This window comes from Streptomyces sp. NPDC052052 (genome assembly GCF_040680455.1).
Taxonomy (GTDB): domain Bacteria; phylum Actinomycetota; class Actinomycetes; order Streptomycetales; family Streptomycetaceae; genus Streptomyces.
The window spans coordinates 40487-62179 of record NZ_JBFAWU010000012.1 but is presented as its reverse complement, the minus strand read 5'-3'; the positions used below and the strand labels follow the sequence as shown (position 1 = coordinate 62179).

Below are 21693 nucleotides of genomic sequence, written 5' to 3'. Positions count from 1 at the left end.
TCACGCAGAGTTCCTTGCCCTGGGCCCATGGTTACGGCCAGAACCTACCCTTCCGCATGTAGTGACCAAGCTTCGATCTCTGTTGGCCGTGTCACAGACATATGCCCCACAGACCCCTTGCCAGGGGCCAACCACCGCTGTAGACAGGCTTCGTGACGATCCGTTATGTGACGGTCGACGGAATTTGCGCCTCCGGCTGCCCGGTCACATGCGAAAGACGTCCAGGAACGAACTCCACCAGCCCTTCGCCTTCTTCTGCGGCTCCGGGTGGTCGTGACGTACGGCGGGAATCTCCTCGGGAGCGGCGAACCCGGACGGAACGGGCGGCTGCGCGGCCGTCGCCGTATGGCGGGCCGCGCTCGGGCTGAACCGGACCGGCAGGGAGACCAGAGCCCGGTGGAACGGGCCCGGCCGCCATTCGACGGCCGAGGCCGGCACGGCGAGGGTGAGGTCCGGCACGCTGTTGAGGATCTTCTCGATCGCGGTGAGGGCGATGAGCTGGGCGGGGGACTTCGCCGGGCAGACGTGCGGACCCGCGCCCCAGGCCAGATGGGCGCCCTTGCTCAGGGTCTGGCGGGCGCTGGTGAGCGCGGGATCGCTGTTCGCGGCGGCGAAACTGATCAGCACCGGAGTGTCCGCCTTCAGCGTCACACCGCCCAGATCGACGTCCTGGACCGGGTAGTGGGTCGCGTAGTTGGCGATCGGCGGGTTGTTCCACAGCACGTTGTCGAGGGCGTCCTCGACCATCATCCCGGTGCCGCGCCGCTGCGGGGCCGCGGGGTCCTCCGACAGCAGGAGGAGCAGCGCGTTGGCGATGAGATTGCGTTCTGGCTCGACACCCGCGCCCATCAGCATGACGAGCTGGTCCTTGAGCTCCTCGTCCCGCAGGCCCGCCGGGTGCTGGATCAGCCAGGAGGTGATGTCCTCGGCGGGGCTGCGCCGCTTGAGCGCGACCAGTTCCATCAGGCACTCGGTCAGTTCGCCGTTGGCCCGGAGCACGTCCGTACCGTCGAAGATCGCGGACATGCTGCGGGTCAGCCGGTCGCCGATGTCACCGGGGCAGCCGAAGAGCTGGTTGAACAGCAGCAGCGGCAGAAGCTTGGCGTAGTCGCCCAGCAGGTCCGCGGAGCCGCGTTCGATGAACTGGTCGATGAGGTAGTCGGCGATGCGCTCGACGTCCCGGCTGAGCCGGGTGGTGTTGAGGCGGGCGAGGCTCTCGGTGACCGCCTTGCGCAGACGCAGATGCTCGGTGCCGTCCGTGAACAGGCAGTTGGGGCGGTACGCCATCATCGGCAGCACCGGGCTGTCGAGCGGTACGCGGCCCTCCCGCAGTGCCGCCCACCGCCGCGCGTCACGGGCGAAGTAGGAGGGGTTCTGCAGAACCCGGAGCGCGGCCTCGTGCTGCACGATCAAGGTGGCGTCCACACCGGGAGCCAGCTCGATCGGAGCGGCGAGTCCGTGCGCCCGGAACTCGTCGTACACACGCTGCGGATCGGACGCGAACTCCGGCCCGTAGAGCGACGTCTGGCGCCCCGCGTGCATCGGGCACCCGGTGGGGGCGCCGTACTGGTCGGCTACCGGCTGAGAGTCCATGAGTGATTCCTTGTGGTGATCGCGGGCCTCGCCGGGCCCGGGACGGTGGACGGGGCGCGGACCCCGTGCTGCGGACGGCGTACGAAGGGTCAGTGCACCCGTGCGAGAAGGTGCTGTACCAGAGTGATCAGGGCCTGCGCGGAGGACTTCTCGTCCCGGGCGTCGCAGAACACGACCGGCGTGTCCGGCAGCAGGTCGAGTGCCTCGCGCAGTTCTTCCTCGGCGTGCCGGGAGTACGGGTCGAAGCTGTTCACCGCGACCGCGTACTCCAGCCCGTACGTCTCCACGAGGTCGATCACCGGGAAGGTGTCGGCCAGGCGCGCCGGGTCGACGAGGAGCAGTGCGCCGAGCGAGCCCCGGGCCATGTCCTCCCAGAGCTCGACGAAGCGCTGCTGGCCCGGCGTACCGAAGAGGTAGAGCACCAGCTCGTCGCCGAGCGTCAGCCTGCCGAAGTCCAGCGCGACGGTCGTCGTCACCTTGTCGGGTGCCCCCCGCAGGTCGTCGATGTGCGCGCCGGCCTGTGTCATCCGCTCCTCGGTGCGCAACGGAGTGATCTCGGAGAGGGTGCCGATGAGCGTCGTCTTGCCCACGGCGAAGTGTCCGACGACGAGGATCTTCGCCGCACGCTGCACCGCGTCCGGCACGTAGATGCTCTCAGCCGAACCGGACCTGGAGTCCATGCAACACCTCTTCGAGGATCTTCCTGTCAACGAGCTGAGCCGGTGGAGGCGCCTGACGGCGGATCAGGTTCCCCTGTGCCGCTAAATCGTTCAACAGCAGGCGGGTCACCGCGACGGGCAGCTCCAGATGGCCCGCGACCTCGGCCACCGACAGATAGCCGCCGGAGCACAGTTCCCAGATGGCCCGTACCTCGGGGCTCGGGTTGGGGGGCATGTGCCGGTCGGGTGCGATGGAGACCAGAGTGACGAGCGACAGGCCCTCCGCATCGGGCAGGCCGCGCCCACCGGTGATGACGTAGGACCGGACGAAACCGCTGCTGACCGCCTGTTCCTCGCCCGGAGCCGTCATGCGTTCCTTCCCACGTCCTGGCGGGGAGGCGTGGTCATCGCCTTCCCCAGCGCGGCGACCTGTTGCTGCATGCGGAAGGACATGGCCTCCATGTCGACGTCGGCCGCCGCGGCCGCGGCCAGATAGGCGCCGGTACCGGCGGCGATCAGGAAGATCCAGCCGTTCTCGTACTCCAGGAGCGTCTGGTGCCAGCGGCCGGGGGTCTGGGTCCCGATGAAGGGGGCGACGGCCCGGCTCAGCGACTGCATGGAACTCATCGCCGCCGCCACGGTCTCCGCGTCGTCCCGGCCGATCTCACTGGAGTTGGCCAGCAGCAGACCGTCCGCGGAGACCAGGATCGCGTGCCGCGCGCCGGGTACCTGGAGCACATCGTTGAGTACCCAGGACAGATCGGGGTTCACTGGATCTCGGGTCCTTCCGTCGTCGTCGTGTCACGCCCGGACCGGGTTCCGCGCTGGAACGCGCCCAGGCGGGAGGCGGTCTCCTCGTTGCTGCGCGCCGGCGAGGGCTCGGTCGACGGCACCACCGACACCGGGCTCTTGCGACGACGCTTGGGCAGGCCACCGGCGGTGGTGAACGTCCCCGACGGCTGCGCGGAGGGCGTCGGCTGCGGGGTCGGAGGAAACAGCGGGGTGGGAGGCGGCGTGGCTGCCTGGCGGCGGGGGAGTGCCGACACGTCCGCGCCGCTCACGGGGACGTCCGCGGTGACCGCCGCGGGCGCGGGCGCGGGTGCGTCGCTGGTGAGAAGTTCGTCGGGCAGGAGAACCACCGCGCGTACGCCTCCGTAGGGGGACACGGAGTCCACCGAGACCCTGAATCCGTAGCGTGCGGCCAGCACACCGGAGACGGCGAACCCGAACTGAGGCGGAATGCCGAGACTGGAGACGCTGATCGCGGCCTGGGGCGCGAGGAGAGCCGCCGCGCGGTCCTTCTCCTCCTGGCCCATGCCGAGCCCGGCGTCGTCGACGATGAGGCAGACGCCCTTGGGTACGGCCTGGATGTTGATCTCCACCGGGGTGCCGGGGGCGGAGTAGTTGGTGGCATTGGCCAGCAGCTCGGCGAGGACCACCGCGACCGGCTCCACGGCCTTGCTGACGACGGAGAAGTTGACCTGTCCGTTGATCCGGACCCGGTCGAAGTGCCGGATACGGCCCTGGGCGCTGCGGGCCACGTCGAAGACCGAGGCGACCGTCTCCCGGCGCCCGAGCCAGCCGCCGCACAGCACCGCGACGCCCTGCGCACGGCGCCCGAACTGGCTGTTGGCGTGGTCGATGGCCATCAGGTCGGCGAGTATGCCGGGGTCGTCGCCGTACTTCTGCTGGGCCTTCTCGATGACCACCTGCTGCTCGTCCGCGAGCCCCTGCAGGGTACGGACGGCTGCCTTGAGGACGGCCTTGGTCTCCTCCTCGGCGTCCTTGCGTACCTCGGCGAGTTCGGCGTACTGACGGTGCAACAGGCTGTTGTGAGTGACGTGGAGTTCGTCACGCTGGCGTTGCAGCGCATCGCGCTCGCTTCGGAGTTCGTTGTTGCGTCTACGCAGTCCGATGTTGGTCCCGCGAGCCCGCAGGACGGCACCCACAGCGGCCAGTGCTACGACAACCAGCGCCCAGAAAAGTGGGCCCTGTGCAAATGTCATGAAACTCACTTCAAGTGCCATGGCTGGAAACGGCTTGACGCATCTCCAAGTGCCGTACAGCTCGGGCTGGTTGAACCCGGCTCGCGCCACGAGGGGAAGGCCCCTCCGAAGGTGGGGCCGCGGAATTCATTCCTTCCGGAATGCCCCCATATGCCATCAGCCCACTGGAAGTAAGATGATCTTAACACCGCCTCGATGGGTAAATGTCAAGGCGGACACGCCAGTTGCACGCATGGCGCGGAATGTTCACATTCAGGCTCGAATTTCCTCTCCTTCCTGTCTGTGGGTGTGTGACGCACATGCGGGACAGGGCAGGGACTTCCTGCGGCTCGAGGATCTTTCGTCCGGATCGGCTGGACCGGACCGGGCCTGGCCCGGCCGGAGCAGCTTGGGTCGGCGACCGGGGTGTGCGAGTCCGGCCCGGCCCCGGCGAGAGATCCTGGGCGATCCTCTGGTGCTGTCGGCCGGGTTCCGGTGACGGAGAGTCCGTCCCGTGTGTGTGCCCGTCATGCGCCCCGCGTCCCGCGCCTCCTGAGTCGGTGCGGGGTCTCCGATGTGCGTGGCCGCCGTCGGGTGAGGTGTGTGCGGGCGGGGCGGATCGTGGTCGTCGGGGTGGCCTGCGGCGGCTGTCGTGGTTCCTGCTGAGCGGACCGTGGAGCGCCATATCGGGCGAAAAGGTCCAGATAGGGATAAATTCCTCTCGCTGGTCTGGCAATGCGGCAGGCGCCCGCCTTTCTCCGTGAATCCGGGGGTTTGACGTGACGGACGACCTTCTGGGGAAGGGCGGGCGCCCGGTGCCTGCGTTCGGCTCCTGCGCCTGTGGCACTGGAGCGTGTCGATGAGGGGCGGGCAGTGATGAGTACGGGCATGACGGACGTGGGCAGCGGCACGGAGCCGGGGGCCGCCGGGAAACCGGTGGCCGCCAAGCTCACCCTGCTGACGCTGACGGCGATGGTCGTCGGCTCGATGGTGGGCGCCGGGGTGTTCTCCCTGCCGGGGCGGTTCGCCGCGGAGACGGGCGTGGCCGGTGCGCTGATCGCCTGGGCGATCGCCGGCTTCGGCATGCTCATGCTCGCCTTTGTGTTCCAGAACCTCGCCGTCCGCAGACCGGACCTGGATGCCGGTGTCTACGCGTACGCGAAGGCCGGATTCGGCGAGTACCTCGGCTTCTTCTCCGCCTTCGGATACTGGGCCAGCGCCTGTGTCGGCAACGTCACCTACTGGGTGCTGATCATGTCGACGATCGGCGCCGTCTGGCCGAGCCTCGGCAACGGGGACACCCTGCTCGCGGTGGTCCTGTCGACGCTGGGCCTGTGGGGCTTCTTCCTCCTGATCCGGCGCGGTGTCAAGGAAGCGACGGCCATCAACAGGATCGTCACCGTGGCGAAGATCGTGCCGATCCTGATCTTCGTCCTGCTGGCGTTGTTCTACTTCCGGCCGTCCGTCTTCGCCGACAACTTCGGCGGCGCCGACTACGCGGGCTCCCTGTTCAACCAGGTCCGCGGCACGATGCTCGCCACGGTGTTCGTCTTCCTCGGAGTCGAGGGCGCCAGCGTGTACTCCCGGCACGCCAAGCGCCGCGAGGACATCGGACGGGCCACGGTCCTTGGCTTCCTGAGCGTCTTCGCCGTCTTCGCCTCCGTCACCATCGTGTCGTACGGGCTGATGCCGATGAGCGAGATCGCCGAGTTGCGCCAGCCCTCCATGGCAGGGGTCCTGGAGCACGCGGTGGGCCCCTGGGGCAAGGTCTTCGTCAGCGTCGGGCTCATCGTCTCGGTTCTCGGCGCCTATCTGGCCTGGACCCTGATGGCCGCCGAGGTCCTGCTCGTCGCGGCCCGGGACCGCGACATGCCGCGGTTCCTCGGCCGTACCACCGCCGCCGACGTACCCGCCTCGGCCCTGCTGCTGACCACGCTGCTGAGCCAGGTCGTCCTCGTCGTCACCCTGTTCTCCGACGACGCGTTCAACTTCGCGCTCGACCTGACCAGCGCGTTGACCCTGATCCCGTTCTTCCTCGCGGCGGCCTTCGCGGTGAAGATCGCGTTCCGGCCGGGCAGCCCGGATACGGGCGGGGGAGGCGCGGCCGGCCACAGCACCCGGCGCGAACTCGTGGTCGGCGTGCTCGCCATGCTCTACACCGCGTTTCTCCTCTTCGCGGCGGGGCTGAAGTTCGTCCTGATCTCCTTCATCATCTACGCCCCCGCGACGCTCCTGTTCATCAAGGCCCGGCGCGAGCAGAACCGTCGGCTGTTCTCGCCCGCGGAGGCCGTCATCTGTGCGGTCTCGGTCGTCGGCGCCGTCGTGGGCGTGGTCGCCCTGGCGGCCGGCTGGATCGAACTCTGACCCCGGCGCCACGCCCGACCGCCCGTCGACCGTTACTGATCAACCTCCCTCCGACCGAAAGGCGCACCGTGACGAGCACCGACACCACCAAGCCGGCCCTCGGGGTCCATTCCGAGGTCGGAAAGCTGCGCAAGGTGCTGGTCTGCGCACCCGGCCTCGCCCATCGCCGGCTCACCCCCACCAACTCCGACGAGCTGCTCTTCGACGACGTGATGTGGGTGGAGAACGCCGAGCGCGACCACGCCGACTTCGTGAACAAACTCCGCCTGCGCGGTGTCGAGGTCGTCGAGCTGCACGATCTGCTCGCCGAGACGATGGCCATCCCGGAAGCCAGGACATGGCTCCTGGACCGCAAGATCACGGCGAACGAGGTCGGCATCGGTCTCCTCGACGCCACCCGGGACTTCCTGGAGACACTCGGGCACCGTCGGCTCGCCGAACTCCTGATCGGTGGCATGGCCGTCGCCGATCTGCCCGACGACTTCCGCTCCCCGTACATGACCCTGGCCCGCGAGTCCACCGGCGCCCGCGAGTATCTGATGCCGCCGCTGCCCAACACCCTCTACACCCGTGACACCACCTGCTGGCTCTACGGCGGACTGACGCTGAACCCCCTGTACTGGCCCGCCCGCCATGACGAGACCCTGCTGATGAAGGCGATCTACACCTTCCACCCCGACTACAAGGACGCGACGGTGTGGTGGGGCGACCCGGAACGCGACTGGGGCCGGGCCACCTTCGAGGGCGGCGACATCATGCCGGTGGGCAACGGCGTGGTGCTCATGGGCATGAGCGAACGCACCTCGCGCCAGGCCATCAGCCAGGTCGCGGACGCGCTGTTCCAGAACGGTGTCGCCGAGCACGTGATCGTCGCGGGCATGCCGAGCCTGCGGTCCGCCATGCACCTCGACACCGTCTTCACCTTCGCCGACCGCGACCTCGTCACCCTCTACCCGAAGATCATGAACGAGGTCCACACCTTCTCCCTGCGCCCCAGTGACAGGTCCCCGGGGATCGAGGTCACCGACGAGGGCTCGACCCCGTTCGTCGACGTGGTCGCCCGGGGACTCGGCCTGCCCCGGCTCAGGGTGATCGAGACCGGCGGCGACCTGTACGCATCGGAACGCCAGCAGTGGGACAGCGGCAACAACGCGGTGGCCGTGGAGCCCGGTGTTGTCTTCACCTACGACCGCAACACCCAGACCAACACCCTCCTGCGCAAGGCCGGCGTCGAGGTCATCACCATCGTCGGCGCCGAACTCGGCCGCGGTCGGGGCGGCGGCCACTGCATGACCTGCCCGCTGTCCCGGGACGCGGTGGACTTCTGACGGCGCGGGCGAGGGCACGGCGCCGGGCAGATCCAGTCGAGGAAGTGAACCCCTTTACTCCCGGAGGGGGTTGGGTTGCTGTTAGCCTCATGGACGCCTTGTAGGGGGGCGGCCGGGGGCTGGACATTCTTTGCAGCACCGCTGACGCGCGGCTGTGGCTCGCTGCTGTCCCGCCACACCTTTTCCTCGCCCAGGAGGCCGCGTTGGCCCGCCGCTCCCTCGCTCGCCGCTCCCTCGCCCGTGGTGCCGTCGCCACGTCGGCAGTCCTCGCCGTGACCGCTGGTCCCGGCCCGCTCTCCGTCCAGGCCGGCGCGGACACCGTCGCCGGGGGCACCTCCCTGGCGGCGGAGAAGGTCTTCCAGTCGGACCGCTACGTCCCGCGCGGGGACCGGTTGTACGTCGCTGGCGCGAACGGCTATCTGCATGCCCAGGAAGGCAGTTCCGGCTATCTGTGGACGTCGTACGGCACCGGTGCCACCACCGAACTGGGCGCCCTCGCCCGGCTCGAACGCTCCGCCTACCTCGGATCGTCGTCCGACATCGTCACCGAGGTCGTCTCGCCCACCGAGAAGGTCGTCCTCCGGGACATGGCCTCCGGTACCGCCACGGACGTCGCCCTCACCCATGGCACGTACGAGGCCATGTACGGCGCCCATGTGCTGACCCAGGAGCGGGATGCCGACGGCGACCGGGTGCTGTGGCTCTACGGCGACGGCGCGCCCGCCGAGGGCACGACGGTCGACGGGTGGCCGACCGGAGTCACCAGCGACTTCACCGTCCTGGGCGGCGACAGCGGCACCGCTGTCATCAGTTACGCACTGGGCGGCGTGCGCCACCTGACCCTGGTGGACCTGGCCGCCGCGAAGGTCACCGGTGACGTGACCCTGCCCACCGCCCCGACGGCCGTCGCGCTGAGCGGCGACCGGCTGGTCTGGTACACGTCCGGCAGCACGGCACACGTCCTGGACCGCACCGACCTCTCCGCCGCCGGAACGACCGTGACGCTGCCCGGCACCGAGGGCACCCCGTACCTGGGCATCGCCGGCCGCTGGCTGGTGGTCGCCCGCTCCGTACCGTCGTCGCCCGGCAACCTGGTGGACAGGTCCGGGGAACCGCTGATGGCCGTTCCCCTGGCGGGTGGCGACCCGGTCACCCTGCTCCGGCACGCGAACACCTCGGTCACCCCGGCGCCGGACGGTGGCCTGCTGGTCGTGGGCGGCGCCGACTCCGGGCACTGGGCGGTGCGCAAGGTCACCGACACGGAGACGGACGCCCCGACGCTGACGGAGGTGACCGCCGTCCCGGCGGTGGCCGCGCGGATCAACCGGCTGTCGCTGCAGAACGGCACCCTGGCCACCGACGAGGCCGACGGCAGCTTCCTCGGTGCCAATTTCACCCGTCAGGTCTCGACCGCCGGGACGTCCTACGCGCCGGGCACTCCGACCTGGCAGTCGTGGAACAACCGCGGGGAGGGCCCGTTCGCCACCGGGGACGGCCGCGCGGTGACGCTCACCGCCGACCCCACCGGTTCGTACGTCCAGTCCCTCGACAAGGCCGACGAGGCGGGCTTCTTCCGTCTGCCCTCGGCTTCCGGGACCGTCCTGGACATCACGGGCCGCTACGCGGTTGTCAACGGCTCCTCTCCCGCCAAGCAGTACGTCGGAGACCTCGGCGTCCACCGCGACCTGCAGCCCATCGTCTCCCGCTCGGTCACCGCCGCCTCCGTGTGGGGGACCAGGCTGTGGACACCGGGTTCCGCCACCGGCGTCGTCACCGCGAAGGACCTGAAGACCGGCAAGGTCACCGACACCGTGAGCACCGGTGCCCCCTGCACTCCCAAGGAGTTGCAGGTCGTCGGCCGCTGGATCTACTGGTCGTGCGGCACCTCCGCCTCGGCCGGGGTCTGGGACCGCACCGCGAAGAAGAACATCCCCGTCCCGTCGGGCGAGGCGCTGCTCGGCGACGGCTACCTCGTCCGGCACGACACCTCGGCCGGGGAGCTCCTCCTCACCGCCTTCGCCGACGGCAGCACGAGCACCCGCAGGATCGGCGACCTCGCGGCGGGCAGCTCCAGCCTGCGCGGGGTGACCTGGACCGTGGACAAGTTCGGCGGACCGGCGGCCTATGTCGACGCGGACCGGCAGATCCATCTGGTGCCCAGTGGGGTCGCCACCCAGGCGCTCGGCATGCCCGAGTCCGAGGTGACCAACAATTCCTCGGAGAGCAGTGCGGCCACCAGTCCGTGGTGGCAGTGGCGCGGAGTGTTCTCCAAGCCCGCCTCCTCCTGGAAGGCCACGTTCACCCGCAAGGCCACCGGCGCCGTGGTCCGTACGCTCACCGGCGGCGAGGTGGACGGCACGCTGACCGCGCGGTGGAACCTCCGTGACACCGCCGGCGCACTCGTCCCGAACGGCACGTACACCTTCAAGCTGACGGCCCCGCCCGCCGACGGCTCCGGAGCCGCGCTGACGGTGTCGACCACGGTCAACGTCTCCGTCGGGGCAGCCGTACGCCACGACTTCAGCCACAAGAACGCCTGGGCACCCGACGGGATCGGCGACGCCCTCACACTCACGTCGTCCGGTGTCGTCAGCTACCGGACGGGCGACGGAGCGGGCAAGCTGAGCGGGACCATCTCGGCCTCGGGCTGGCCCTCCTCGGTGACGCTCGTCCCGTTCGGCGACCTCGACGGCGACCGCCGCAACGACATCCTGGTGCGGTTCAGCAGCGGAGAACTGCGGGTGTACCGGACCATGCGCGGACAGGCCTTCCTCACCAGCACGCCGCGCACCTCACTGGGCAAGGGCTGGAACCAGTACAACGTGCTGACCTCCCCGGGGGACATCACGGGCGACGGCCGCCCGGACCTGATCGCGCGCAAGGCGTCGACGGGTGAGGTGTTCCTCTACAAGGGGACGAGCACGGGGAAGCTGTCGGCGCGGGTGCGGATCGCGACGAACTGGTCGGGTTACAAGAAGATCGTGGGCGTCGGCGACTTCAACGGCGACGGCCGCGGTGACCTCCTGGCCCAGGACAGGTCCAACACCCTGTGGCGGTACGACGGCACCGGCTCCGGCCGTTTCAAGTCCCGGGTGAAGGTGGCCACCAAGTGGGGCGCGTCGTACAACGTCGTCATCGGCGTCGGCGACATCACCGGCGATGGCAAGGCGGACCTGGTGTCCCGCGACACCTCCGGCAACGTGTGGCGCAACACGGGTAACGGCAAGGGTTCGTTCGGGTCCCGCACGAAGATCGCCACGGGGTGGCAGAAGTACAAGGGCGTGTTCTGACGGGCCCAGCACGGTGATCACGCCCCGCCTCGGCAGCGGCGGGGCGTGATCCCGTGCGACGGTGCCCGGTCATGACCAGGGGTGCGCGGCCGCGTGTCACCGCACCGGTCGATACTGGTCCTGTCCTGATCTCGTCCGGCACAGTCCAGGAAGGGCCCCACCATGAGGAGTACCACGTCGTCCTTTCCCGAGCGGATCGAACTCTCGGGGGAGGGCCTCGTCCTCCGCGACTGGGCGGAGGCTGACCTGACCGCGATGCCGGAGCTGTTCGATCACCCCGACATCGCGTACTGGACACCGATCGTCTCGCCCTTCGACGAAGCGGCTGCCCTTGCACGGCTGGACCGCAGCCGGCAGCTCCGGTGGGAGGGCACGGCCATCCTGCTCGCCATCACCGTCGACAACGGCGCACCGCTCGGCGAGGTGATGCTCCGGCGCGCCCCCGAGGGCACGGAAATCGGCTACGCGGTCGGCCCGGCCCACCGCGGCCAGGGGCTGGCGGCGCGGGCGGTGCGGGTGATGACCGCGTACGCCTTCGAGCAGCTCGGTGCGGAGCAGGTGATCCTGGAACTGGAGGCCGAGAACGCCGCCAGCGTCGCCGTGGCCACCAAGGCGGGCTTCGGTCTGCTGGACGTGCCGCTGATCACGGGTGAGGAGAAGGGGCGGCCCTTCGCCCTCCAGACCTGGGGTCTGAGCCGCGTCTGACCCGTGGTCGACCTGGCCCGCAGTACCCGGCGCACCGCCGCGCTCGAGGCCGCCGGCGCGCATGTCGTCGTCGCCGACGCGCTCGACCGCGATCAACTGCTCACCGCAGTACGGCAGGCCGCGCCCGACGCGGTCGTCAACCTCCTCACCGCCATCCCCGCCGCGCGCACGCCGACGACGCGGCCACCGCGATGCAGGTGGCGTGCTCAACGTCGTCGACGACGACCGGCACCGCTGCACGTGTGGCTGCCGGAGTTCGCCGCCGGGCTCGGCGCGCCCGCACCCGAGCGCGCTCCGGCTGCCCCACCTTGCGTGTGAACGCACCGTCCCGACGCGGCATCACCTCGTCCTACCGGGAACCGTCACGGTGGCGGTCGGAACCGAGACCCTGCCCTCGAACGACCGGGCTGTCGCCGCTGGGGTGACCAGCTGTGGCCCTTACAACCAATCGATGCTCTTGTCAGTCCTGTTCGGCGACGTCTGATCGATATCTGTCGCCGAACAGGACTGAAGGACTTGATGAACCCAGCCAGACGCGCTGCCGCTATTGCTTTGGTCCTGGCCACGGCAGGCGGAGTGCTCCACGCCACCGTCGTACCCGCCTCCGCGGCGGTGAGCTGCACCTCCCCCGTCTTCACACGGCAGTTCTTCGCGAACACGACGTTCTCGGGCACACCCAAGAGGACGGACTGCGACTCCGCGATCGACCAGAACTGGGGTACGGGCAAACCCACCTCCGGCGTACCGTCCAACAACTTCGGTGTGCGCTGGTCGGTGTCGCGCGACTTCGGCTCCGGGGGCCCCTTCACGTTCAAAGTCTCCGCGCAGGACGGCATACGGGTCTATCTGGACGGCGTCCGCAAGATCAACCTGTGGAAGAACGTCTCCACCACCGTCAAGAAGACGGTCAACGTGACGATTCCCAAGGGCAAGCACACGCTCCGCGTCGACTACGTCAACTGGACGGGCACCGCGAAGGTCACCTATACCTACACGCCGCGCACTTCCGCCGACGTCGACAAGGTCAAGCCCCTCACCCCGACCGGCGCGGCCGTTTCCTACAGCACCGCCACCGGCGCGGCCAAGCTCACCTGGTCCAGGAACAGGGAGATGGACCTCGCGAACTACCGGGTCTACCGGCGGCTGAAGGGCACGTCGTTCGCCTCCAAGCCGCTCGCGACGACGACGGCCACGTCGTACACCGACAGCACCCTGCCGAAGACCGGCGCGTCCTACTACTACGAGGTGCGGGCCGTCGACAAGGCGGGCAATGTCTCCGGCGGCACCGCGGACCAGCTCGTCGCCACCGTCGACAGGACGCCGCCCGCCGCCCCGTTCGTCGAGTGGGACGGGTGCCCGAACGACCAGCCCTACGCAGCCCCGCAGCTGGTCACCACCGCGAAGAACGCCGCCGACATCGCCTGGTACGAGATGCAGCGGCTCGACGCCACCACGAACCGCTGGAGCACCGTCTACTCCGGCGCCAAGGGCGCGATCTGCGACACCGGCTATCCGGCCGACGGCAGCAAGGTCACCTACCGGGGCCGGGCCCGGGACGCCGCCGGGAACTGGTCGGCGTACTCGGCCGCCACGACGTTCACCACCTCCGACCTGACCCCGCCGGCCGCCGTCGAGCAGCTTCGCGTCGAGTACCAGTCGGGCGTTCCGCATCTGATGTGGTCGCCCGTCACCGAGGCCGCCTCCTACCAGGTCCTCCAGTACGACCCGGCGACCGGCGGCTATGTCGACGCCGGGCCCAAGGAGAGCGCTGTCACGCAGACCGACGTGGTGCCACGTCAGCTGGCCGCCGTCGCCGACACCTACCGGTACGCGGTGCGCGCGGTGGACGCCAAGGGCAACGCAGCCGCGCCGGTGGAGATCACGCTGAACATGGCCGACCGGCCGGAAGCGATCCCCTCGTTCCAGACCACCGCCACCAGGTTCGGTGTGGGCGTGATGGTCGAGTGGAGCAGCGTCGACCCGTGGACCGTCGACGAAAAGCCCCTTCCCACGTACGAGATCGTCCGTACCGACACCGTGACCGGCGAGACCAGCATCGTGGACAAGTGCAAGCCGTTCACCTCGCAGGACAAGCCGCTGGCCGACCCGCACACGTACTGGAGCTGGACGGGCGGCAGCGCTCCCTGGTCCGCCGCCAAGCAGGTCAACGGCAGCTGTTGGGACGTCCAGGGCGCATCGGAGACGACGTACGACTACCGAGTTGTGACGACCGACCGGTACGGCCATGTCTCGCGGCCCGGCCCGGCCGCCAGGGAGACCACTCCCGACACCGTGCGTCCCGCTCCGGTACAGAACCTGACCGCGGAACGCATCCCGCTCGGTGTCCGGCTGACCTGGACACCGCCCGCCGATGCCGACGTCACCGGCTACCGCGTGTGGCAGGGTGTCACCGACCCGGACAGCGGTGAGACCGTCTGGAAGGAGAACTGCTGGACCGGCAGCTCCCTGCCCAGGACCGAGATGCTCTGCCCGACAGTCCCCGACGGCGCCACCCACGTCTACAAGGTGGCTGCCAAGGACGCCTGGCCTCTGAACGACAACGAGGCCCTCGACGCCCTCCACCCCGCCGAGGTCTCGGTCACCCTGCCCGACACCCGGCCGCCGGGCTGGACGGAGACCGGCGTCCGTGAGGACCGGTATCCGGAGCTGTATGTCGGCTGCTCCGAGAGTTCCGGCCTCGGGGACTGCTCCCGGTTCGCGAGCTACCGCGTGGAGCGTTGGGACCCGGTCACTGCCACCTACGTCACCCTGACCGAGGGCACCGCGGGTGACGCCGCGTACTACATGGACACCACGGTGCACGAGGACCTGCTCAGCCTGTACTACTACCGCGTCGTACGCCTGGACGCCTCGGGCGCCGAGGTCGTGACCCGATCGAGGGCGTACGGCATCTGGGAGTCCTGATTCTGACGGGGCAGGCGGCGGCGTCACCGCGTCGGGCCCGACACCGAGCAGCGGTGTCGGGCCCGTTGGGCGGTCAGCACATGGGGCGGAGTGCCGGGTCGGCACCCCGCCCCATGCGTCAGGCGTGGGAGCCGGCCTTGCGGCGGCGTGCGAGGAACACCGCGCCCGCGCCGATCGCTACAGCCGTACCGCTCGCGAGGGCGAGCTGCGACGTCGCGGTGGACGAGCCGGTGGCAGCGAGGCTGCCACTCACCGGACTGGCCGACGTGCCGCTCTGCGGCTTGAGGTCCGAGGTGTTCGGCTTGGTCGTGCTGGGCTTGGCGTCGTCGACCTTGCCGGGCTTGCTGCCCGCGGCGGCGATCAGGAACTCGTAGCCCTCGAGGTCCGGGCTCCCGCCGCAGGTGCCGTTGTCGTTGAAGTAGTCACCGGCGACGAAGGTGACGCCGTTGCCCGCGGGGGCCGAGGTGTCGATGGTGAGGCGCATCTTGACGTCGGCGTGGGCGCCGGCCTTCAGCGGGCTGATGGCGTCCATGTAGTGCTCGTTGTCGACGGTCTTCCACTTCGAGGACGAGGCGGAGGACCACTGCAGGTGCACCAGGTCGTCGATGCTCTTGAGGCCGCTCTTGTCGGTGGCGTGGACGTAGGCGAACGGAAGCACCTCGTCCATCGTCTTGTCGGTGCCGTTGGTCACCCGGAGATTGAAGTGGACCTTCGTGCCGGCGACGACGGTGGAGGGCAGACCCGTGACGATCGTGGTGAGTTTGGCCTCGGGGACGCAGGCCTCGCCGTCCTCGTCGTCGCCCTCTTCCTCCTTCGCCTTGGCCAGCGCCTCGTCGGCGGCGGTCTTGGCGGCGAGCGCCGCCTCGGTGGCCTTCCGCGCCTGGCTCAGCTGCCGGGCCGCGGCGACCCGCTCGTCATCCCGCGCGGTCTGCGCTTCGACTGCCTTGGCGTCGGCGGCGGCCTTGGTCTCGGCAGCGGTCCTGGCAGTGGACTCCGCTTCGGTGAGCTTGGCCGCGGCGGCGGTCTTCTCCTCCTCGGTGGCCGTCTCCGGGAGGGCGTCGACCGCGGCCCTGGCGTCGAGGACCGCCTGGTCGGCGGCGGTCTTCGCGGTGGCGGCCTCCGCTGCCGCGGCCTCGGCGGCCTTGGCGGCCACGGCCAGAGGGGTGGTGTCGGACAGGGCTACTTTCAGAGCCGCCATGGCAGCGTCCTCGGCCGCCACGGCGGCTTCGTACGCTACTTTCGCGGCGGCGGCGGCCTTTTCCAGCTCTGCGACAGACGGCTTGTTCTGCGTCTGCGCCGCCGGCTTGTCGTCGGCGAACGAGGGAGTGACCGACAGCAGGAGAGCAGGCGTGGTCACTGCGGCGGCAATAGTTGTGGCAAGAATCCGGCGAATCTTCACAAGAGCCCTTCGGCGTCCGAAAAAGGGAAGAAGGGGTCGCAGCGGAATGGGACACGCGGATGCGACTCCAGGCGATCGTAGGGCCGGGGCAACGATCGACCGTCATGAATTCTTCATCTGTTCCGGCCAGTACCACCACATCGGGACGGACAGAAAAGGCGAAAGTGCACAGTTGCTTTCCCTGCCTGTGCTTTCGCTGTGATCATTGCCACAGGGCCCTGGGTGCGGCATTCCGCGCTTCCTCGACACCGCCCGGCCCGGCGAGCGCCCACACCCCCGCGGACGCCTCCCCGCGCAGCGGCCGCCCTGTTGCGGACATCCACCGCCGCGGCAGCACCCGGCGCGCGGCGTGCGCATGAGGTTGGCCCTGATCGCTGTCTCTGGTTGCCGGGTCTCGGCTTCCGTCGGAATGCGTGCGGACTCGCGTCCGCTGCCCTCACCGGTGTCTTCGCGAGGACGTTGCGCCCCTTGCCTGTCGCGGAACGTCCGCGATTGTCGTCGGCCCCCTGCAGATGTGTCCGCGATCGGTAACCGCGGTATCTCACAGGGGTGTTCGTATGTCTTCATGAGGGCACGGCATCGGCAAAGACGGCACAAGGGCGGGCGGACATGGCACGGCACAAGGGAAAGTCATGGCACGGCCGGCTTCTCGCAGCGGCGCTCGGGGTGACAGCGGCGGCCGCTGCCGCCTCGGTATGGACCGCGCAGGCCAACCCTGCGGGGGAGGGGCCTCAGGTGCGTGTATCGGCGCCGGCCGCCCAGCCTTCACGCCAGGTGGACAAGGTGGCGGCGGACATCGCGCACGCCTCGGACCGCGGCGACCGGGGCGTCAACATCACCATCGACGACGGTCCGGACCCGAACTGGACGCCGCAGGTGCTGCAACTGCTGAAGGACAACGGCGTGAAGGCCACGTTCTGCATGGTGGGCACGCAGGCCCAGGCGTACCCGGACCTGGTCAAGGCCGTCGTGGCGGACGGGCACCGGCTGTGCAACCACACCGTCTCGCACGACACCACCATGGACACCAAGTCCGAGGCGTACCAGTCGCAGCAGATTCTGGATGCCGAACGCATGATCACCAAGGCGTCCGGGGGCGTCCGGCCGCAGTACTACCGGGCCCCGGGTGGTGCCTTCACCCCGTACAGCCGACAGCTCGCCGCGTCCCGGGGGATGCGACCGCTGGGCTGGAACGTCGACACCAAGGACTTCGAGCGCCCCGGTGTGGACACGATGGTCGCCACCGTCAAGAGCGAGATATCCAACGGGCCGACCATCCTCTTCCACGACGCGGGAGGGGATCGCTCCCAGACCCTGGACGCTCTGCGCGAGGTTCTGCCCTGGCTGAAGGAGCAGGGGTACTCCTTCGGCTTCCCCGTGCGGTGAACGGGGCGGCCCGCACCGACCTCAAGTCCCTTGGCAGGAAAGGGAAGCGGGACGGACGGCGGTCGCTGCCGCGGAGTACGTTTCCGTCATGCCCGACTACCTCTCGCGTACCCTCGCCGCCTACGGGCACAGCGCTCGCACCTACGAAACCGCCACCAAGGACATGGTCCCGGACGCCGAACTCGACGCCTTCACCGCGCTGTTGCCCGACCCGGCGGGCCCGGTCCTGGACGCCGGCTGCGCCTTCGGCCGCGACACGGCGCTCCTCGCGGCCCGCGGTATCACAGTGACCGGCATCGATCTGAGCGAACACTTCCTGGACCGGGCCAGGGAGCTCCACCCCGGCCTCGACTTCCGGCGCATGGACGTGCGCGCGCTGGACTTCCCCGACGCGAGCTTCGCCGGTGTCTGGTCCCAGGCCACGCTGCTGCACCTCAGGGACGAGGACGTGGCGGCCGCACTGTCGGAGTTCCGGCGGGTGCTGCGCCCGGGCGGGGCGTTGTTCGTCAGCTTCAAGGAGGGCAAGGGCGAGGAGGAGATCGTCGAGTCGTTCAGTGCCGACGGGGCCCGTTTCTTCCGCTACCAGACCGCGGAGCGGGTCCGGGGTCTGCTGGAAGGCGCCGGGTTCGCGGGGCCGGATGTACGGGTCGTCAACGAGCGGGAGCGGTACGGGGCCGGGCACCGCGATCTCAACTGGCTGACCGCGTACGCCCGTAGGAGTCGTCTTCACATGTAACGCTCACATCAGGGGCGATGCGAGGGTGACGGCCGCTTGGCTGCTGTAATGCCTTGCACCGATTATCAAGGAAGCAGCCCCCGGGGCAACGGCCATGAGTAACGGCCCGACGCGGGACCCGCGGAACGCCGGCATTGCAGTTCAGCCGCCTCGCATGACGCCTGACTCATGGCCATTGGCCCCCGGGTGCTCGGTCGGCCAGTGATAAGGCGCTGCAAACAGAGACTTGGCTTTGGGCCGGGGTGGCTCTCGACTGCTGACCACCCCGGCTCGTATGCCAAAATCCGTTGACCTTACTCGATGGGGGCATCGAGCGGGAATCGAAATAGATGCCTTGGGCCGGGAGTCTTGAGTGCTGGGACGCCGTGAATCCCATACGCCTTTACGATTGATCGCTGCTGGCCGGTGCAAGTGTTATTCCATGCTGTCGCAAATAGGAATAGAACTTGGATTACTGACTGCATGCTCCGAACTGGTGCGCCGCTACCTTTCTCGTTTGATTCACCCCCGAGAAAATAATTGCGTAGCACTAGCCCTGGATCGCGCCGCTGAAAGTTCTCTCCACTGCCAAGCTGTGCATACCAGTTATCCGGGACCGTGGATGATCCGCATGCCTGGGCGGCCAGGTAGTGAATCAAGGTGGTGGCTCGGGCCGATGCCCCAGGGACTGTTTTCCCTCGCTTTACGGAATGTCGGATATCTGGGTGCCGCTCCAGTACTTCCCTGAGTTGATCGTCGGACACTGGATGCCTATTTTTCCATTTTTCTACAGCGACATTTTCCCACATCCATAGAAGGCGCAGGGCGGCTGACAGATTGAATGCATCCTTTTCTCCTGCGGCTGCGAATGTGTAGGAGCTGCTACGCATTTTACCGCGATCAACTACCGTGAATGTGTCTCCTTGGATTCCTCGCGCTACGCTGTATCGTAGCGTCTTTCCTACAATGATTTGTGCAGCTAGCCTGTGCTGGCCGTCGAAAAGCATCCCCTGGTGGTCAATTGCTAGCCCCTGGTGGGTGGTGCGCCACTCGCCTCGAGCCATGGCGCCAGCCCACTCTTCGATCTTCCGATCGTCCATATTGCGTTGGTACCAAGGGATCCGGAGTAGAAGCTCGCACGCTTCTACTGGAGATACCTCCTCGAATGACAGTGATGGCTCACCGGTCCACTTACGTGCCGCTGGGATCCAGTTCATGCGATAAATCTTGCGTGCAAATTCTACGTATTCGTCCCCGGTTACAACCTCTGGTACGTTGATTGCTCTAGTGTGCCCGTCGCTCTTGATTTCCCATCCGTGATCATGGCGGCTCATGGAAAAACCTGGAGATGCGCATACGATCTCTACGGGCTTTTTCATGTTGTAAAAGGGCTTCCCTGGCTCGGTGAGGCTGTGCTGCACTTCCATTATTTCGCTCCCTGCTGGAAAAGGTTGTCCGTTCTGAGTCTCACTTTCGGTGGAGTGGTGGGTCAAGCGGTTGTCATGCTTTGGTGGCCTTCGGTCCTTGGCATAGGTGATTTGATGGAGAATTATGAGCGATTTTCGAATGGGTGTTCTGTGATGAGTTTTCAATTCCCTGACGGATCGGCGAGGCGACGTCAGGGGTTCTTTGGGGCGAGTGGTCATGGATCTATTACTCCAGTGGCACTGGCCGTTGTGGCTGCGCACTCGGGCCGACCGCATGGAGGGCGTTCAGCTTGCCTTCACCGTCCTCCGGTAATGGAGGCTTGCAGTGCACAGGGGACTCATCATTTCCGCTGGCTGAGCCGGTCGACCAGGTCGTGCGCCTGGACCGCGCAGCCACCGGTGAGCGCCAGAGGTGATCACCGCCGACGGCGAGCACATCCGCAAGCAAGCGGCGGTGCAGTTCTGTGAGGTTCGCGCAGCGGCCTGAACGCTGTGAGCCAGCTCGTCGAGGGAGCTCTCCCAGTCCTCTCGGATATCGCGACTGATCAGTTTGAGCAGCGTGTGCCACATGCCGACGAGCAGGTCGCGGTTGAGGCATTGGCCCGGATCGTCTCATCGGTCATTGATCCGACCGTCGACACCCGCTTGTCGACACCCGCTTCAGGAGTTCGATCTACACCCCGCCTGCCGGGCTCCACCTGAGCACACTCGGGCCGTTCGCGATCACTGAACGCCACAGCCGCCCGTAGTCGTCTATGGCAAGGCTGGATGTCAGCGAAAGAGCCGTGGCATTGGGTAGACCTCCAACGGCTCGCCCGGTCGATCAGCCTATTTCCACCACGCATGGCAACTGGCACACACCCACAGCAAACGGAGCGTTCGTTTACCGTTGCCCTCCCGCACCCTGAGTAAGAATCCGCCGAACTAAATGGCTTGACTGCAACCACGCGCGGTGGAGCGCCGCGTACCTGACCTGTGGCGTCGTCGTCTGGGCAACTACGAGCGGTACGGCCCTGTTGGCTCGTGGGAGTACCGCCCGTGGGGCGTGTCATATCAACGAGAGCAGCCCATTGCCGCCCAGGAGGGTGCCGCCTTTCTGGGCGAGGCCTACACAGGACGTGGTGAACATACGACTGCCTGCGGCTGTGGGGCCGGAGGCGCCACCGGGGAGAACCCAAACGGCACTCGTGGCGTGCGAGGCGCTGTGGCCGTACGGGAGAAGCCTTTTGAGGCGGTTGAGGCAGGAGTTGAACTCGCGCTCTGAGCCTGGGAATCAACGGCGCATACTGTGGGCGAAAGCACTTCGCTCCTGCAGTGGTCTCTGGCTGCCTTGGTTCACCGCTGTTGACCGTTCCGCTGGGCACAGAGAGGGCGCGAGCGGTGGTGCGCTGTAGACGCCCGTCAAAGCTGCGCCCCATGGGGCCTCGCTGAGGAAGCACCGAGCCGCATCTGCCCGAAGAAGCCGGCAAGTCAGAGCGGGATGATCCGGACGTGGTTACCGCAGAGCTTGGTCATGTCGTCGCTGTCGGACGTCAGTACCGCGACCGGCTTCGGCTGGCGAAGGGCTACCTCGGCCACGGTGGCATCGATGGCGTACCTGTGGCCATGCAGTCCTGCTCCTTTGAGAAGCTCGGCAGCAGCCTTTGCCGCCTGCTCGGTGACCGGTTCCACCTTGATCCGGGACAGAGCCCAGTTGAGGCGTGGAGCGTTGGTGCGCGAGTGACTGACCTCCACGATGGTGTTCGCCCCGATGACAAGGTCGGCGCCCATCTCGTGGAACACTTGCAGCAGTGCGAGGAACTTACGGTCCTGTGCGACCCAGGCCGAAAGCCCTTCCGAGTCCAGGACGACGGTCTCGATGCGTTCACGCATGCCGCGTCCGCGTCCTGGGAGGGGGCAGGGGCGCCGAAGATCTTC

The 21693-nt window shown here is 68.0% G+C and carries 16 protein-coding genes; 8 read left to right on the top strand and 8 right to left on the bottom strand.

What is annotated here, in order from left to right:
• Positions 1-204 precede the first annotated feature (204 nt).
• From AB0L71_RS16450 to AB0L71_RS16430, 5 genes are all read right to left on the bottom strand, one after another.
• Positions 205-1593: a cytochrome P450 gene (locus tag AB0L71_RS16450; RefSeq protein WP_365243052.1), complete on the bottom strand. Its 1389-nt coding sequence runs from the start codon at positions 1591-1593 to the stop codon at positions 205-207.
• Between the two features lie 89 nt (positions 1594-1682).
• Entirely contained in the window at positions 1683-2273 is a 591-nt protein-coding gene (locus AB0L71_RS16445) for an ATP/GTP-binding protein (RefSeq protein WP_365243050.1), read from the bottom strand.
• Positions 2248-2622 (bottom strand): DUF742 domain-containing protein, encoded by a 375-nt coding sequence (locus AB0L71_RS16440; protein WP_365243048.1) that lies wholly within the window; start codon positions 2620-2622, stop codon positions 2248-2250. Before AB0L71_RS16440 ends, AB0L71_RS16445 begins: the two co-directional genes overlap by 26 nt.
• A complete protein-coding gene (locus tag AB0L71_RS16435; RefSeq protein ID WP_365243046.1) occupies positions 2619-3023 on the bottom strand; it encodes a roadblock/LC7 domain-containing protein in 405 nt (134 codons plus the stop codon). Before AB0L71_RS16435 ends, AB0L71_RS16440 begins: the two co-directional genes overlap by 4 nt.
• A complete protein-coding gene (locus AB0L71_RS16430; RefSeq protein WP_365243044.1) occupies positions 3020-4258 on the bottom strand; it encodes an ATP-binding protein in 1239 nt (412 codons plus the stop codon). The genes AB0L71_RS16435 and AB0L71_RS16430 overlap by 4 nt, the downstream gene beginning before the upstream one ends.
• 867 nt (positions 4259-5125) lie before the next feature.
• Here AB0L71_RS16430 and AB0L71_RS16425 point away from each other — a divergent pair.
• From AB0L71_RS16425 to AB0L71_RS16400, 6 genes are all read left to right on the top strand, one after another.
• Positions 5126-6601 (top strand): basic amino acid/polyamine antiporter, encoded by a 1476-nt coding sequence (locus tag AB0L71_RS16425; protein ID WP_365243042.1) that lies wholly within the window; start codon positions 5126-5128, stop codon positions 6599-6601.
• A gap of 68 nt (positions 6602-6669) precedes the next feature.
• Positions 6670-7929: an arginine deiminase gene (locus AB0L71_RS16420; protein WP_365243040.1), complete on the top strand. Its 1260-nt coding sequence runs from the start codon at positions 6670-6672 to the stop codon at positions 7927-7929.
• Between the two features lie 203 nt (positions 7930-8132).
• Complete coding sequence (locus tag AB0L71_RS16415; protein ID WP_365243039.1) at positions 8133-11219, top strand: FG-GAP-like repeat-containing protein; 3087 nt, start codon at positions 8133-8135, stop codon at positions 11217-11219.
• 162 nt (positions 11220-11381) lie between these two features.
• Positions 11382-11924, top strand: coding sequence for a GNAT family N-acetyltransferase (locus AB0L71_RS16410; protein ID WP_365243037.1), 543 nt, complete (start codon positions 11382-11384; stop codon positions 11922-11924).
• Positions 11925-11927: 3 nt separating this feature from the next.
• Positions 11928-12242 (top strand): hypothetical protein, encoded by a 315-nt coding sequence (locus AB0L71_RS16405; RefSeq protein WP_365243035.1) that lies wholly within the window; start codon positions 11928-11930, stop codon positions 12240-12242.
• Positions 12243-12443: 201 nt separating this feature from the next.
• Positions 12444-14849, top strand: a complete 2406-nt coding sequence (locus AB0L71_RS16400) for a PA14 domain-containing protein (RefSeq protein WP_365243033.1) — start codon at positions 12444-12446, stop codon at positions 14847-14849.
• 118 nt (positions 14850-14967) lie between these two features.
• Here the strand turns inward: AB0L71_RS16400 and AB0L71_RS16395 are convergent, their stop codons facing one another.
• Positions 14968-16248, bottom strand: a complete 1281-nt coding sequence (locus AB0L71_RS16395; RefSeq protein WP_365243031.1) for a peptidase — start codon at positions 16246-16248, stop codon at positions 14968-14970.
• 609 nt (positions 16249-16857) lie between these two features.
• Here AB0L71_RS16395 and AB0L71_RS16390 point away from each other — a divergent pair.
• The gene (locus tag AB0L71_RS16390) at positions 16858-17634 is read left to right on the top strand and encodes a polysaccharide deacetylase family protein (protein WP_365243029.1); all 777 of its coding nucleotides are present in this window, start codon (positions 16858-16860) and stop codon (positions 17632-17634) included.
• Positions 17635-17722: 88 nt separating this feature from the next.
• Positions 17723-18370, top strand: coding sequence for a class I SAM-dependent methyltransferase (locus AB0L71_RS16385; RefSeq protein WP_365243027.1), 648 nt, complete (start codon positions 17723-17725; stop codon positions 18368-18370).
• Positions 18371-18663: 293 nt separating this feature from the next.
• On the opposite strand, the gene AB0L71_RS16380 is transcribed toward AB0L71_RS16385, so the two are convergent.
• Both AB0L71_RS16380 and AB0L71_RS16375 read right to left on the bottom strand, forming a co-directional pair.
• Entirely contained in the window at positions 18664-19776 is a 1113-nt protein-coding gene (locus AB0L71_RS16380; RefSeq protein ID WP_365243025.1) for a hypothetical protein, read from the bottom strand.
• 1470 nt (positions 19777-21246) lie between these two features.
• Positions 21247-21648, bottom strand: a complete 402-nt coding sequence (locus AB0L71_RS16375; protein ID WP_365243023.1) for a PIN domain-containing protein — start codon at positions 21646-21648, stop codon at positions 21247-21249.
• Positions 21649-21693: the final 45 nt, after the last annotated feature.